This is a genomic window from Promicromonospora sp. NPDC052451 (assembly GCF_044547525.1).
Lineage (GTDB): Bacteria > Actinomycetota > Actinomycetes > Actinomycetales > Cellulomonadaceae > Promicromonospora.
This window is the reverse complement of sequence record NZ_JBIUAP010000002.1, coordinates 398519-412453: the sequence shown is the minus strand read 5'-3', so window position 1 is coordinate 412453 and position 13935 is coordinate 398519. Positions and strand designations below refer to the sequence as shown.

At 73.7% G+C, this 13935-nt stretch carries 14 protein-coding genes; 8 read left to right on the top strand and 6 right to left on the bottom strand.

Annotation, left to right across the window (positions count from 1 at the left end; translation table 11 throughout):
- Positions 1-104: 104 nt before the first annotated feature.
- Entirely contained in the window at positions 105-620 is a 516-nt protein-coding gene (locus ACIG47_RS04730) for a GNAT family N-acetyltransferase (protein ID WP_397429818.1), read from the bottom strand.
- 483 nt (positions 621-1103) lie between these two features.
- Here ACIG47_RS04730 and cysK point away from each other — a divergent pair, with 483 nt between their 5' ends.
- From cysK to ACIG47_RS04710, 4 genes are all read left to right on the top strand, one after another.
- Positions 1104-2039, top strand: a complete 936-nt coding sequence (cysK, locus tag ACIG47_RS04725) for a cysteine synthase A (RefSeq protein ID WP_397409518.1) — start codon at positions 1104-1106, stop codon at positions 2037-2039.
- Complete coding sequence (epsC, locus tag ACIG47_RS04720; RefSeq protein ID WP_397409516.1) at positions 2039-2635, top strand: serine O-acetyltransferase EpsC; 597 nt, start codon at positions 2039-2041, stop codon at positions 2633-2635. The genes cysK and epsC overlap by 1 nt, the downstream gene beginning before the upstream one ends.
- 93 nt (positions 2636-2728) lie before the next feature.
- On the top strand, positions 2729-3082 hold the full coding sequence (locus ACIG47_RS04715; protein WP_397409514.1) for a GntR family transcriptional regulator: 354 nt from the start codon (positions 2729-2731) through the stop codon (positions 3080-3082).
- Positions 3079-4110, top strand: a complete 1032-nt coding sequence (locus ACIG47_RS04710; RefSeq protein ID WP_397429817.1) for a DUF1648 domain-containing protein — start codon at positions 3079-3081, stop codon at positions 4108-4110. Before ACIG47_RS04715 ends, ACIG47_RS04710 begins: the two co-directional genes overlap by 4 nt.
- A gap of 64 nt (positions 4111-4174) precedes the next feature.
- On the opposite strand, the gene ACIG47_RS04705 is transcribed toward ACIG47_RS04710, so the two are convergent.
- Positions 4175-4567 (bottom strand): MmcQ/YjbR family DNA-binding protein, encoded by a 393-nt coding sequence (locus ACIG47_RS04705; protein ID WP_397429816.1) that lies wholly within the window; start codon positions 4565-4567, stop codon positions 4175-4177.
- 99 nt (positions 4568-4666) lie between these two features.
- Between ACIG47_RS04705 and ACIG47_RS04700 the strand changes: the two genes are divergently transcribed.
- Positions 4667-5779, top strand: coding sequence for an LLM class F420-dependent oxidoreductase (locus tag ACIG47_RS04700; RefSeq protein ID WP_397429815.1), 1113 nt, complete (start codon positions 4667-4669; stop codon positions 5777-5779).
- 65 nt (positions 5780-5844) lie between these two features.
- Here the strand turns inward: ACIG47_RS04700 and ACIG47_RS04695 are convergent, their stop codons facing one another.
- Together ACIG47_RS04695 and ACIG47_RS04690 are read right to left on the bottom strand one after the other, a co-directional pair.
- The gene (locus tag ACIG47_RS04695; RefSeq protein ID WP_397429814.1) at positions 5845-7461 is read right to left on the bottom strand and encodes a bifunctional metallophosphatase/5'-nucleotidase; all 1617 of its coding nucleotides are present in this window, start codon (positions 7459-7461) and stop codon (positions 5845-5847) included.
- Between the two features lie 166 nt (positions 7462-7627).
- A complete protein-coding gene (locus ACIG47_RS04690; RefSeq protein ID WP_397429813.1) occupies positions 7628-8035 on the bottom strand; it encodes an MGMT family protein in 408 nt (135 codons plus the stop codon).
- 75 nt (positions 8036-8110) lie between these two features.
- On the opposite strand from ACIG47_RS04690, the gene eis reads away from it, so the two are divergent.
- On the top strand, positions 8111-9427 hold the full coding sequence (eis, locus tag ACIG47_RS04685; protein WP_397429812.1) for an enhanced intracellular survival protein Eis: 1317 nt from the start codon (positions 8111-8113) through the stop codon (positions 9425-9427).
- Positions 9427-10407, top strand: coding sequence for a phosphotransferase (locus ACIG47_RS04680; protein WP_397429811.1), 981 nt, complete (start codon positions 9427-9429; stop codon positions 10405-10407). The genes eis and ACIG47_RS04680 overlap by 1 nt, the downstream gene beginning before the upstream one ends.
- Here the strand turns inward: ACIG47_RS04680 and ACIG47_RS04675 are convergent.
- Both ACIG47_RS04675 and ACIG47_RS04670 read right to left on the bottom strand, forming a co-directional pair.
- Entirely contained in the window at positions 10398-11423 is a 1026-nt protein-coding gene (locus ACIG47_RS04675; protein ID WP_397429810.1) for an Fpg/Nei family DNA glycosylase, read from the bottom strand. The genes ACIG47_RS04680 and ACIG47_RS04675 overlap by 10 nt on opposite strands.
- Complete coding sequence (locus tag ACIG47_RS04670) at positions 11416-11868, bottom strand: ribose-5-phosphate isomerase (protein WP_397429809.1); 453 nt, start codon at positions 11866-11868, stop codon at positions 11416-11418. Before ACIG47_RS04670 ends, ACIG47_RS04675 begins: the two co-directional genes overlap by 8 nt.
- A gap of 49 nt (positions 11869-11917) precedes the next feature.
- On the opposite strand from ACIG47_RS04670, the gene ACIG47_RS04665 reads away from it, so the two are divergent.
- Positions 11918-13930 (top strand): M13 family metallopeptidase, encoded by a 2013-nt coding sequence (locus ACIG47_RS04665; RefSeq protein WP_397429808.1) that lies wholly within the window; start codon positions 11918-11920, stop codon positions 13928-13930.
- Positions 13931-13935 lie beyond the last annotated feature (5 nt).

Sequence of the window (13935 nt, the reverse complement as noted above, 5' to 3'; positions counted from 1 at the left end):
GGCACCCGTGGGCGGGCGCTCGGTCGGTACGACCATAGGCAGACCCCCGGCGGGCCAGCCAGGCACCGGCGATCCCTCCCTCGCCCGGGAGGGTGGCGCGCCACCTACGACGTCGGCCCGAGCACCAGCTCGTAGAACCGCCAGAGGTGCTGGAGCTCCGCCGGGATCTCCGACCCGGCGTAGGGCGGGCGCTCGACGAAGCCGCGCGACTCGTAGAGCCGGTGGGCCTCGCGCATGAACCGGTTGCTGTCCAGCCGGACCACGGGCGCGTGCAGGTCGTCCCGGGACAGCTCCAGCAGCCGGTCGAGCAGCTCCGAGCCCAGCCCGGTACCGCGCTGGGCCGGGCGCACGTACATCCGCTTGATCTCGGTCGCGCCGTCGTCCTGCACGCGCAGCGCCGCGACCCCGGCGGGCGGGTCGTCGACCTCGGCCAGCAGGAGGAGGCCCGACGGCCGGCGGAACTTCTCCAGGGCGTCGGCGGAGTGCTCCGCACCGCGGCCCATCGCGAAGCCGTACGCCCGCTCGAACCCGGCGAGCGCCTCCGTCATGTACTCGGTCATGAGGTCGAGCACCACGCCGTCGTCGACGGCGGACGCCTCACGGACCCTGGGCCGGCTCACCCGCACCTCCCTCTCCCGACGCCGTCCGCACCGTGCGGGGCGTCGCCGGGACCGAGGCTACGCCGCGGCGTGAAATATCGAGATGATCGATACCTGAGACAGATCTTGTCTCAGAGTCCTGGCCCACGTAACCTGCTTCAGGCGAGCCCGGCGCCCGCCATGGATCATGCAGCCGAGCGGCCAGCGGGCCGCCACACGCAGGGAGGACGTCTTGAGCACCGTGCGCTCCGCACTCCCCACTGTCGCCCCGGCCGCCGGCCGGGCGTGCGAGACCGGCCGCTGCCCCCGAGGCTGTCTGTAGAGCGTCCGCGCGACCGTCCCCGGCCTGTTCGGCCGCGGACCCGGTCCCGCGCGTGACGCTCCGGCCCCGCACCCCGCTCCAGACGCACCACGCCGGCCCCGAGGCACGCACCCGCACGACCCGGACGCCGACGGCGCACGATCCCAAGCCAGCCCCACCCGCCACACAGCGAAGGAAGAACAATGGCCCGCATCTACGACGACGCGACCAAGCTCATCGGCAGCACGCCCCTCGTCAAGCTCAACCGCCTCACCGACGGCCTCGAGGCGACGGTCCTCGCCAAGCTCGAGTTCTACAACCCGGCCAACTCGGTGAAGGACCGCATCGGCGTCTCGATCATCGACGCGGCCGAGGCCTCGGGCGAGCTCAAGGAGGGCGGCACCATCGTCGAGGGCACCTCGGGCAACACGGGCATCGCCCTGGCCTGGGTGGGCGCGGCCCGCGGCTACAAGGTGGTCCTGGCCATGCCGGAGACCATGTCCAAGGAGCGCCGCGCGCTGCTGCGGGCGTACGGCGCCGAGCTGGTGCTCACGCCGGGCTCGGAGGGCATGAAGGGCGCCGTGGCGGCGGCCGAGAAGATCGCGCAGGAGCGCCCGGGCGCCGTGCTGGCCCGCCAGTTCGCCAACGAGGCCAACCCGAAGATCCACCGGGAGACCACCGCCGAGGAGATCTGGGCGGACACCGACGGCGCCGTCGACATCGTGGTGTCCGGTATCGGTACCGGCGGCACCATCACCGGCGTCGGCCAGGTGCTCAAGGAGAAGAAGCCCGAGGTCAAGGTCGTCGCGGTCGAGCCCGAGGAGTCGCCGATCCTGAACGGCGGCGCCCCGGGCCCGCACAAGATCCAGGGCATCGGCGCCAACTTCGTGCCCGAGATCCTCGACACCACGGTGTACGACGAGGTCATCGACGTGAACGTCGGCACGGCCATCGAGTTCGCCCGCCGGGCCGCCCAGGAGGAGGGCCTGCTGGTCGGCATCTCCTCGGGCGCCGCGCTGTCCGCCGCGCTGGAGGTCGCCAAGCGCCCGGAGAACGCCGGCAAGACGATCGTCGTCATCGTCCCCGACTTCGGCGAGCGCTACCTGTCCACCCCGCTGTTCGAGGGTCTGGTCGACTGATGACGGGGGCACGCGGGCTGTTCCAGGTTCTCGCCGAGGACCTGGACGCCGCGCGCGCCCACGACCCGGCCGCCCGGTCCCGCCTGGAGGTGGCCCTCGCCTACCCCGGCGTGCACGCCCTCTGGGCGCACCGGGCGGCGCACCGGCTGTGGCAGGCGCCGGCGCTCCGCCTGCCCGCGCGGCTGCTCTCGCAGCTCGCGCGGGCGCTCACCGGCGTGGAGATCCATCCCGCCGCACGGATCGGCCGCCGGCTGTTCATCGACCACGGCATGGGCGTCGTCATCGGCGAGACCACGGTCGTGGGCGACGACGTCATGCTGTACCACGGCGTGACGCTGGGCGGCCGGTCGCTCAACCGGGGCAAGCGCCACCCGACCCTCGGCGACCGCGTGACCGTGGGCGCCGGCGCCAAGGTGCTGGGCCCGGTCTGGGTCGGGGACGACGCGCAGATCGGCGCCAACGCCGTCGTGGTGAAGGACGTGCCCGCGGGCGCGGTCGCCGTCGGGATCCCCGCCCGGATCCGGGTGCCGGAGGCGCCGGTCGCGGAGCGGTCGCGCAACGAGGACCCGTCGGAGCTGATCGAGTACATCATCTGAGCCCGGGTCGCACCGGGTGGAGGACCGGCTGTCGCCGGCCCTCTTGTTCTCGCTACTTGTTCTAGTTGCCGTAGATCAAGTAGCGTAGTCCGCATGATGTTCCGCATCGATCCCGCGAGCGACGAGCCGCTCTTCGAGCAGCTCGTCGCCCAGGTGCGGGTCGGTGTCGCCAAGGGAGACCTCGTGCACGGCGAGCGCCTCCCGGCGGCACGTGAGCTCGCGCAGGCGCTCGACATCAACGTGCACACGGTCCTGAAGGCCTACCAGGTGCTGCGTGACGAGGGCCTGATCGACCTGCGCCGCGGCCGGGGTGCCGTCGTGACAGGTCGCGCACAGGCCGACCTGTCGGCGGTCGAGCGCGCCATGGCCGAGCTGATCCGCGCCGCCCGGGCGGCGCACCTCTCCCCCGATGCCACGGCCACCCTCGTCAAGGAGGCGATGAGATGACCACCGGAATCCTGCTGCACCAGCGGCTCGGGCACAGCCGACGCGGCCAGGTCGCGATCAGCGCGCTGTGCGGGCTGTCCCTGCTCGGCGTGGCGGCGGGCCTGGCCCTGTCCTGGCGGGACAGCCTCCCCGACCCGGTCGCGACCCACTGGTCGTCCGGCGACGGGCCGGACGGCTTCATGCCGGTCGGCAGCTTCGTCGGGGTGCTCGTCGCGGCGGGCGCGGTGTGCGTGGCCCTGTTCTCGGCGATGGGGGTCTTCTGGGGACGGGGCGAGAGCACCCGGCGCCTGTCCGCGGCGATGAACGTGTGGATCGGCGGGTTTATCGGCACCATCCTGGTGGGCAGCCTGTGGGTGCAGCGTGGCCTGTCCGACGCGGCGGAGGCATGGAGCCCGGGCTGGCTCGTCGCAGCCGCGGCGCTCGGGCCCACCGTGCTCGCCGTGATCGCGGCGATGCTCGTGCCGGGCGACCCGCCCGCCCCGGCAACCGGACCGGTCGACGGCGGGGCCGCGCGGACACCCCTCGGCCCCGGTGAACGCGCCGCCTGGATCGGCCGGGCCACGACACCCAGGGGCGCCCTGGCGGTCGAGATCGGCATCGCCCTGGCCGCCACGGCCGCCGCCGTGCTGACGCAGCTCTGGGCGATGCTGGTCGTGCCGCTGCTGCTCGCCCTGCTCGTGCTGGCGATGCTCTCGTTCACCGTGCGGGTCGACGGCGCAGGCCTGACCGTGCGCTCCACCCTCGGCTGGCCACGTACCCGGATCCCGGCGGACGAGGTCGTGCTCGCCTCGGCGACGACCGTCAGCCCGATGCGCGACTACGGCGGCTGGGGCTGGCGCGTCGCGCTCGACGGCTCGGGTCGCACCGGGGTGGTGCTGCGCCGCGGCGAGGCCCTGCAGGTGGACCGGACCGCCGGGCGCGGGTTCGTCGTCACGGTGGACGGCGCCGCCCAGGCGGCCGCGCTGCTGAACACGATGGCGGAGCGGGCGCGGGCGGAGCGGGGCACCGGCCCGGGCGACGGCCGCTAGGCGCCCGGCCGTATCGGCCCGGCCGTGTCGACCCGGCCGTGTCGGCCCGGCCACGTCGACCCCGTCAGCGCAACCGCTCGGCGTGGCGTTCCGCGAGCGCCGGCGGGGCCGTCGCGAGCCATGCGTCGACCAGGGCCTCGCGCAGCGCGGCCTCGCCGACGAGGTCGAGCTGGATCAGCAGGCCCGCGAAGCCGTCGAAGTGCTGGATCGTGAAGAACCCCGGCTGCTCCTCGCCGAGGATCGCCTCCTTCTCGCCCAGGTCCTCGACCCGCACACCGAGGATCGGCCCCTCGGGTACGGGGTCGTCGCCGAACCGCCTGAGGTCGGCCTGGCTGAAGGGGCGTTCCCACGCGAACGCCTTGCGCCCGACGGACCAGGCGCGGTGGCGGTAGCTCAGTCCCTCGACGGTCTCGGGCAGCGCGAGGGCGAGCCGGGCGACGTCGTCGTAGGTGGCCACCCGACCACCGTAACCACGGGCGTGCGGGACCGGTAGGGTGTGGGCAGTACCTGGGACGCGCCGTCCCGGGTAAGCCGTTCCCACGACGAGGTGAACCCCATGCGCATCGGATTCCAGACCGGTTACTGGTCCCGCAGGCCCCCGAAGGGCATCCAGCAGTTCATCGTGGCCGCCGACAAGCTCGGTCTCGACTCCGTCTGGACCGCTGAGGCCTACGGGTCCGACGCCTTCTCGCCGCTGGCCTGGTGGGGCGCGCGCACCCGGAACGTGCGGCTGGGCACGGGCATCGCCCAGCTCTCGGCCCGGACGCCGACGGCCACCGCCATGCAGGCGCTCACGATGGACCATCTGTCCAAGGGCCGGTTCGTGCTCGGGCTCGGCGCCTCCGGTCCGCAGGTCGTCGAGGGCTGGTACGGGCAGCCCTACAAGCGGCCGCTGGCCCGCACGCGGGAGTACGTCGACATCGTGCGGCAGGTCATGCGGCGCGAGGCGCCCGTGACGCACGACGGCGCGTTCTACCAGCTTCCGCTGTCCGCCGACGCACCGGGCGCGACCGGGCTGGGCAAGGCGCTCAAGCCCACCGTGCACCCGTTCCGGCCCGAGATCCCGATCGTGCTGGCCGCCCAGGGCCCCAAGAACGTGGCCCTGGCCGCCGAGATCGCCGACGGCTGGATGGCCGGCTTCTACGCACCCCGCATGGACGCCGAGTTCCGGGCGCTGCTCGCGGAGGGCTTCGACGCCCGCTCGGCCGAGCGTTCGCCGTCGGACCGGTTCGAGGTCTGTGCCACGGTGCCGGTCGTGGTGCGGGACGACGTCGAGGCGGCCGCCGACGTCATCCGCCCCCACATCGCCCTGTACGCGGGCGGCATGGGCGCCAAGGAGGCGAACTTCCACAAGCAGTCGCTCGACCGGCTCGGGTACGCCGAGCCGTTGGACAAGGTGCAGGAGCTGTACCTGGCCGGGCGCAAGGAGGAGGCCGCGGCGGCCGTGCCGACGCAGCTCGTGGAGGAGATCGCGCTGGTCGGGCCGATCGACAAGATCCGCCGCGAGCTGCCGACGTGGGAGTCGACCGCGATCACGACCCTGCTCGTGCAGGGCGACCCGGCCTCGATGCTGGCCCTGCTGGCCGCCGCCCAGGACCGCTCGCTCGCGGGCCGCGCCCGCTCGACGGCAGGCACGGTCCTGTCGCGCCTCGCCCCCTCGAAAGCCTGATCGTCGCGTGCTGGATGTTCGCCCTTTCCCGTGTGCCAGAAGGGCGGATGTCCAGCACTCGACGGCTACGGGAGGACGGTGATGCGGCCTTCCGGTTCGATGTCGATCGTGCTCAGGGTGCGGGCGTGGGCGGCGATCGTCTCCGCGTCCACCGGGGCGTCCGCGAGGGGGACCAGGATCTCGGCGTCCGCGAAGCCCGTGACGCCGTCACCGCCGCCGACCACGTAGTTGGTCGCCGCGACCGTGTAGGTGGCCGTCTCGTCCAGCGGGGCGCCGCCCACCCGGACGTCGCTCACCCGGGTACCTGCCGGTGCGCTCGGGGAGTACGTGTACGCCATGCCGGAGACCTGCGGGAAGCCGCCGCCCGCGTCCTGCACCCGGGACACCGCGTCCTCCAGCGAGCGCAGCAGGCCCGCTCCCGTCACCCGCACGTGCATGACCCGGTTGGCGAACGGCGCGATCGAGTACGCGTCCCGCAGCGTGAAGTCCGGGCCCGGTGCCTCGGCGCGCAGGCCGCCGCCGTTGACCCAGCCGATGTCCGCGCCGTGCTGCGCGCGGAACGCGTCCGCGACGAAGTCACCGAGCGCCGTCTCCTGCGACCGGCTCTTCTGCTCGGGGTCAAGGAGCGGGGTACGGACGTCCGCCAGGACCTCCGCGAGCCGCTCGTCCATCTCGGCCGCGTACCGCTCCTCGACCTCGCGCAGCGCGGGGTCCGGCGTGACCGTGTGGTCCACCTCGATCACCGACGGCCGCACCTGGTAGCCCGGCCGGCGGTCCGTGCCGCGTTCCCGCCTGATGTCGAGCCGGACGAGCGACCCCATGTTGCCCTCGGACGCCATGAGCGGCACGTCGGCCTCGTACTCGATCACCGAGTCGTACTCGGCCATCTCCTCGCCGAACACGGCGTCCAGCCCGGGCACGGCGCGCACCAGCTCGCGGTTCTCGTCCATCGGGTACTGCGTGACCGCCACGATCACGTCGGCCCGGGCGTGCGCCCGCAGGTCGGCGACGGCGGCCCGGGCGGCCTCGACCGGGTCCCTCTCCACGAGATCGGCGGCGGCCGTCGTCGTCTCGATGGCGTCGGTGAGCCCGATGAAGCCGACACGGACGGCGCCCACCCGCTGCACCGCCCACGTGCCGTGCTCCACGAAGGGGGTGCCGTCGGTGGTCGTCAGGTTGGACGTGATCCAGGGGAAGTCGGACGCCGCGACCAGGTCGCGCGCGTGGTCCACGCCGAAGTCGAAGTCGTGCTGGCCGAAGTTCGCCAGGTCCACGCCCACCTCGTTGAGCGCCTCCACCATGGGTACGCCCTGGTAGAGGCCGCCGAAGAGCGTGCCCCCGGCCAGGTCTCCCCCGAAGACGACGGCCGTGGCCCGGTTCCGCTCCTCGACCGTGCGCACGGCCGTGGCCAGACGGGCGACGCCGCCGCGGTCCTGGCCGCCGGTCAGCACCGGTCCGATCTCGTGCGCGTCGTGGAAGTAGAGGAGGGTCGCGGCGGGCCGGGTGGGCCCGGCGGCACGCTCCGCGGGCGCCGCCGGAGCGGACGCCGGCGAAGCGGACGCCGGCGGAGCGGACGCCGGCGGCGTGGGCGCGCCGGCGGCGGTGAGCCCCGGGCCCACCAGCCCCGCTGTGAGGGCGAGCGCGCTGACGAGCCCTGCTGCACCTGCGAGGGAGCGATGCATGGTGGTACCTCCGACGGCGATCGAGCGGACACGTTCGGCTCGGCACGCTAGCTCGCAGCCGTGAACAGCGCGGCGCCCGGGTGTGAACTGCGGGTGTCCCCCGTCGAGCGGGTGTCGGGCACCGCGCCGCACGGCGACGTCGCCAGGCCTGGCCGCGTCGCCAGGCCTACGAGGCGCCCTCGCCCGCCGGCGCGTCGTCCTCGGGGAACCAGACCGCTCGCCGGAGGTTCACGCGGCGGCCGTCCTTGGACAGGGGGCAGCCCTCCGCCCGGAGCGCGTCCAGCGCGTCGGTCAGGTGGTGCTGCGGCGGCGAACCCGCGGCGTTGACGACCCGCCACCAGGGCACGCGGTCGCCGTCCTCCTCCTCGGGACCGTCCGGCACCAGGTGCGCGTACCGGTCCCCCGAGCCGGCCATGACGCTGCCGACCTGGCGCGGACCGCCCCGGCCGAGCCGCTCGCCGACGATCTCGGCGATCAGCCCGTAGGTCATCGCGCGGCCGGACGGGATGCGGCGGACGACGTCGAGCACCGCGGCGGCGTACTCCTCGACGTCGGTGAGCTGGGATGCGGTCACGGAGGCGATCGTAGACGCGCACACCGACACCGTCCGGCCGGATTTCCGCTTGCCCGCGGGTGCGACGATCGAGTCATGGCACTTCCCCGGACCGCCCTGCCCGCGGGGTACCGCTGGCGCACGCTGACCCCCGACGACCAGCGGCTCGTGACCGAGCTGGACACCTGGGCCTTCCCGACGGGCCACGCCCACGACGACATCGACGCGACGCCGTCCCCGCTGACCTGGGAGCGGGCCGTCGCGATCGAGGCGGAGGGAAGCGACGGCCTCGTCGCGATGCACGCGTCGTACCCGTTCGCGCAGTTCCCCGTGCCCGGTGCGGAGCTGCCCACGGCAGGCCTCACCTGGGTGGGCGTGCATCCGCAGCACCGGCGCCGTGGCCTGCTGACCGCGATGATCGACCTGCACCTGGCGCGCTGCGCCGAACGCGGCGAGGCGGTCAGTGCCCTGTTCGCCGCCGAGGCCCCGATCTACGGCCGGTTCGGCTACGGCCACGCGGCCGACGACCTCCGCCTCGACATCCCGCGCGGGGCCGCCCTGCGTGACGTGCCCGGCGCGGAGCGGCACACGGTCCGGGTCGAGGTGGCGTCCCGCGAGCGGCACGGTGCGCTCGTCGACCGTCTGCACCGCGCGGCGGGCGCCGCACCCGCGGGCGAACCAGGCCTCAACCGGCCCGGCTGGGTCACGCGCGAGACCGAGGAGCTGCAGGCCGTCCTCTGGGACGACGCCCCCGTGCACCGCGGTGGCCGGGAGTCCCGTCGCATCATGGTCGTCGAGCTCGACGGCGAGCCGCGCGGCTACGTGACGTTCCGCCGCACCCTCACCTGGGAGCCCACCGGCCCGCGCGGTCAGGTCAGCACCGGCGAGGTGGTGGCCCTCGACGCGGCGGCGGCCCGTGCCCTGTGGGGTGCTCTGCTCGACCTCGACCTGACGAACGAGGTGAGCCCGTTCGTGCTGCCGGTCGACGACGTGGTGACACAGCTCCTGGTCAACCTGCGGGCGGCCGCTCCGCGCACGCCGGACAACCTGTGGGTCCGGCTGGTCGACGTCCCGGCAGCCCTGGCGGGACGTCGGTACGCCGCCGACGTCGACGTCACGCTCGCCGTCACCGACGCCCGCCTGCCCGCGAACGCCGGGGTGTACCGGCTGCGGGCGGAGGCGTTCGGCCCGGCGTCGGTGGAGCGCGTGGACCCGGAGTTCGAGGCGCCCGAGCTGTCGCTGGACGTGCGGGAGCTCGGTGCCGCCTACCTGGGCGGCACGTCGCTCGCGACGCTGGCCGCTGCCGGGCTGGTCACCGTGCACCCGCGCCCCGGGCAGGGGCCGGGCGTGCTGGCGCGGGCGAGCGCGGCCTTCGGCTGGCCGGTCGCCCCGGGTTCGTCGTGGGTGTTCTGATGCCTGCGTTCTCCACCGTGGTCACCGGTGAGGTCTGGCACGCCGAGGCCCGCGCATGGCTGACCGACATGGTGGCGGGGCTGGGGTACGACGTCACGTCGGTCGCGCAGCCGCGCGTCCGGCCGTGGTCGACACAGCTCGTCGTGGAGACCACCGGCGGCCGGCTCTGGTTCAAGGCGGGCTGCGCGGCCATGCGGTTCGAGCCCGGGCTCCAGTCGCTCCTGGCACGCGTGGTGCCGGAGGAGGTGGACGCGCCGGTCGCCGTCGTGCCGGAGCGGGGCTGGATGCTGACCGCCGACCGCGGCACCACCCTCGCCGACACGCACGAACCCCGCCCGGACGACTGGGCCTCGGTGCTGCGGACCTGGGCCCGGCTCCAGCGGGCCGTCGCGGATCGCGGCGACGAGATGCGGGACACCGGCCTGCCTGACCGCTCGCCCCAGGGCACGGTGGACCGGTTCGACGCGATGCTGGACCGCCTCACCACCCTCCCGCCCGGCCACCCCGCACGGCTCGCGGACGAGGTCGCGAAGGACCTGCACGATGCACGACCGATCGTGGAACGGGCCGCCCATACTCTGGCCGCGGATCCGTTCCCGACGACGCTGCAGCACGGCGACCTGCACCCCGGCAACGTCTTCGCGGTCGACGGGACGCTCCGCGTCTTCGACTTCGGCGACGCCCAGTGGGCCCACCCGCTCGAGGCCCTCATGGTGCCGCGCGCAGTGGTGGAGCACGGCGGCCGGGTGCCGTGGGCGCCCCTCCAGGCCGCGTACCTGGCGGAGTGGGACGTACCGACCGACGACGGCGCGCTCGACGAGATGCTGCGGGCGGCCGCGGTGACCCACGCGGTCAACCGGTCGTCGTCCTGGTGGGACGCTCTCGACGAGGCGTCCGACGCCGAGTGGGACGACTGGGGCGAGGCCCCCGCACGCCACCTCGCCCGGGTGCTCGACGAGGTGGCGCCAGGTCAGGTCTGACAGGTGCCGCACCAGAACAGGTTGCGCCCCGCCAGCTCCTTGACCAGCACCGGCGTCCCGCAGACCCGGCAGGGCAGGCCCTCGCGGTGGTAGACGTAGAACGCCTGGTCGGAGGGGACCGCGCCGGGTGCCCCGTCGGTGTTCTGGCGGGTCCGGGCGGGTCGTCCGCCGTCGGAGGGGTCCGGGAGCCCCCGGTCCTCCGGCCGTGTGGTGACGATGGCGCCGTGGTCGGCGCCGTCACGCATGAGCACCACCAGGTCGTCCCAGATGGCCCGGACCGACGTCGCGGGGACGTCGCGGCCGGGGCGCAGCGGGTCGACACCGGCGCGGAACAGCGCTTCGGCACGGTAGATGTTGCCCACGCCGGCGACCACCGCCTGGTCCATGAGCTGCTGGCCGATCGTCACCCGGGACCGGCCCACGGCGGCGACGAAGGCCTCGGCGTCGCCGTCGTCCCGGATCGGGTCCGGGCCCAGCCGTGCCTCGACCGCCCGCTTCTCCTCGGCCGTGATCACCTCGCACGCCGTCGGTCCCGTGAGATCGGCGACGGCGTGCGCGCCGAGCAGGCGCACGCGCACCTGCCCCCGCGGCTCGGGCACCGCCCAGGTGTCCGACGCGTGGAGCGCCCCGGCGGCCTGCGGGTCCGAGCTGCCGGGGGCCGGGAGCGAGTCCCGTTCGCCGATGCGGCGCCGGGGAGCGCCGATCGCGTGCGCCACCTCCGGCGCGTCCGGGGCACCGGCGAACGTCCACGCGCCGTACAGCCCGAGATGCGTGCGCAGCCACACCGTCTCGGGCTCCGGGGCCATCCCGGTGACCTGAGCGTCCGGCGCGTCGGCGGGCACGAAGCCCAGGAAGAGCTGCTTGCCCCAGGCCTCGCTCGCCACCAGGCGGCGGCCGTCGAGCACGGCGGCGCCGTCGGCGAACCGGCCCTGCGGGCTGCTCACGTGCAGGACCTGCCCGGCGAACAGCGACGTGAACGTCCGCGCGAGGCGGTGGACGGTGTGTCCCTCAGGCACGCTTGCTCTCGTAGTCGGCGAGCTGGTCGATGCGGCGCTGGTGCCGCGCGTCGCCGCTGAACGGCTCGGCCACGAAGGCCTCGACGAACGACGTCGCCTCCGCCACGGTGTGCATGCGGCCGCCCACGGCGATCACGTTCGCGTCGTTGTGCTGCCGGCCCAGCTTCGCGGTCTCCAGCGACCAGGCGAGCACCGCCCGGACACCGGTGACCTTGTTGGCCGCGATCTGCTCCCCGTTGCCCGAACCGCCGATCACGATGCCGAGCGAACCCGGCTCGGCGACGACGGCCTCACCGGCCGAGATGCAGAAGGAGGGGTAGTCGTCCTGGGGGTCGAGCTCGTGTGCCCCGTGGTCGACCACCTCGTGGCCGGCGGTGGTGAGGTGCTGCACCAGGTGCTGCTTGAGGTCGTACCCGGCGTGGTCGGCGGCGATGTGCAGGCGCATGCGCCTATCTTCCCCCATCCCGGGCGTGGGTGTTGCGTACGCTGGCGCAATGACCACCGACGCCACGGGCCTCACGTCGGGCATCGACCTCGACGCGCTCGACCCCGACACCCGACCGCAGGACGACCTGTACCGCCACGTCAACGGGCGGTGGATCGACTCGCACGAGATCCCCGCCGACCGCGCCATGGACGGCGCGTTCCGGGCCCTCTACGACCAGGCGGAGGTGCACGTCCGGGAGATCATCCAGGACGCTCCCGCCGGTTCCCTGATCGGGGACCTGTACGCGAGCTTCATGGACACCGGCCGCATCGCCGAGCTCGGCACCACGCCGCTGGACGAGGACCTCGCCCTGATCCGGGCGGCGCGTGACACCGCCGCCCTGACCACGGCGCTCGGCACGCTCCAGCGCACGGGTGGCACGGCGGGCGTGCGCTTCTGGGTCGACAACGACGCCACCGACCCCGAGAAGTACGTCGTCTACCTGCGGCAGTCCGGCCTCGGCCTGCCCGACGAGGCGTACTACCGCGAGGAGCAGTACGCCCCGATCCGCGCGAAGTACCTGCCGCACGTGGCCCGGATGCTCCGGTTCGGCGGCGTCGAGCAGACGTGGGGCATCACGCCCGACGACGCCGCGGCGCGGGTCGTCGACCTGGAGAAGCGGCTCGCCGCCCACCACTGGGACGTGGTGCGCGACCGCGACGCGACCCTCACCTACAACCCGACGACGCTCGCCGACCTCGCCGCCTCGGCCCCCGGTTTCGACTGGGCGGCCTGGGCCGACGCGATGGGCGTCCCGGCCGGCGCGTTCGACCACCTCGTGGTGCGCGAGCCGAGCTACGCGACCGGGTTCGCCGCTCTGTGGCAGGAGATGTCGACGCTCGACTGGCAGCTCTGGATGACGTACCACGTGATCAGCGCCCGCGCCCCGTACCTCACCGACGAGATCGTCGAGGCCAACTTCGACTTCTACGGCCGCACGCTCACGGGCGCGCAGGAGGTGCGCGAGCGCTGGAAGCGTGGCGTGGCCCTCGTGGAGGGTGCGCTCGGCGAGGTCGTGGGCGAGGAGTACGTGGCGCGGCACTTCCCGCCGTCGCACAAGGCGCGGATGGACCGCCTGGTGGAGGCCCTGGTGGCCGCCTACCGCGAGTCCATCGAGGGCCTCGACTGGATGACCGACGAGACCAAGGCGAAGGCCCTGGCCAAGCTGGAGAAGTTCACGCCCAAGGTGGGCTACCCCGTGAAGTGGCGCGACTACTCGGGCCTCGAGGTGGACGCGGCCGACCTCGTGGGCAACGTGCGCCGGTCCAACGCGTTCGACCAGGACTACGAGCTCGCCAAGATCGGGCGGCCGCTGGACCGCGACGAGTGGTTCATGACGCCGCAGACGGTCAATGCCTACTACAACCCGGGCATGAACGAGATCGTGTTCCCGGCGGCGATCCTGCAGCCGCCGTTCTTCGACCCCGACGCCGACGACGCGGTGAACTTCGGCGGCATCGGCGGTGTCATCGGGCACGAGATCGGCCACGGGTTCGACGACCAGGGCTCCAAGTACGACGGCGACGGCCGCCTGGAGGACTGGTGGACGGACACCGACCGCACCGAGTTCGAGAAGCGCACGAGCGCGCTCATCGCCCAGTACGACCAGTTCCGGCCCGCCCAGCTCGCGGCGTCCGCCGCCGGGCAGGACGACGCGGAGGGCGCGGCCGACGCGCACGTCAACGGCAGCCTGACGATCGGTGAGAACATCGGCGACCTCGGCGGGCTCTCGATCGCGATCAAGGCCTACCGGATCGCACTCGGCAAGCCGCTGGACGAGGCCCCGGTCGTGGACGGGCTGTCCGCCCTGGAGCGGATCTTCCTCGGCTGGGCGCAGGTCTGGCAGTCCAAGGGCCGCGACGAGGAGGTGCTCCGCCGCCTCGCGACGGACCCGCACTCCCCCAACGAGTTCCGGTGCAACGGCGTGGTGCGCAACGTCGACGAGTTCTACGCGACGTACGACGTGACCCCGGGCGACGCCCTCTACCTGGCTCCGGAGGACCGCGTCCGGATCTGGTGACCGAC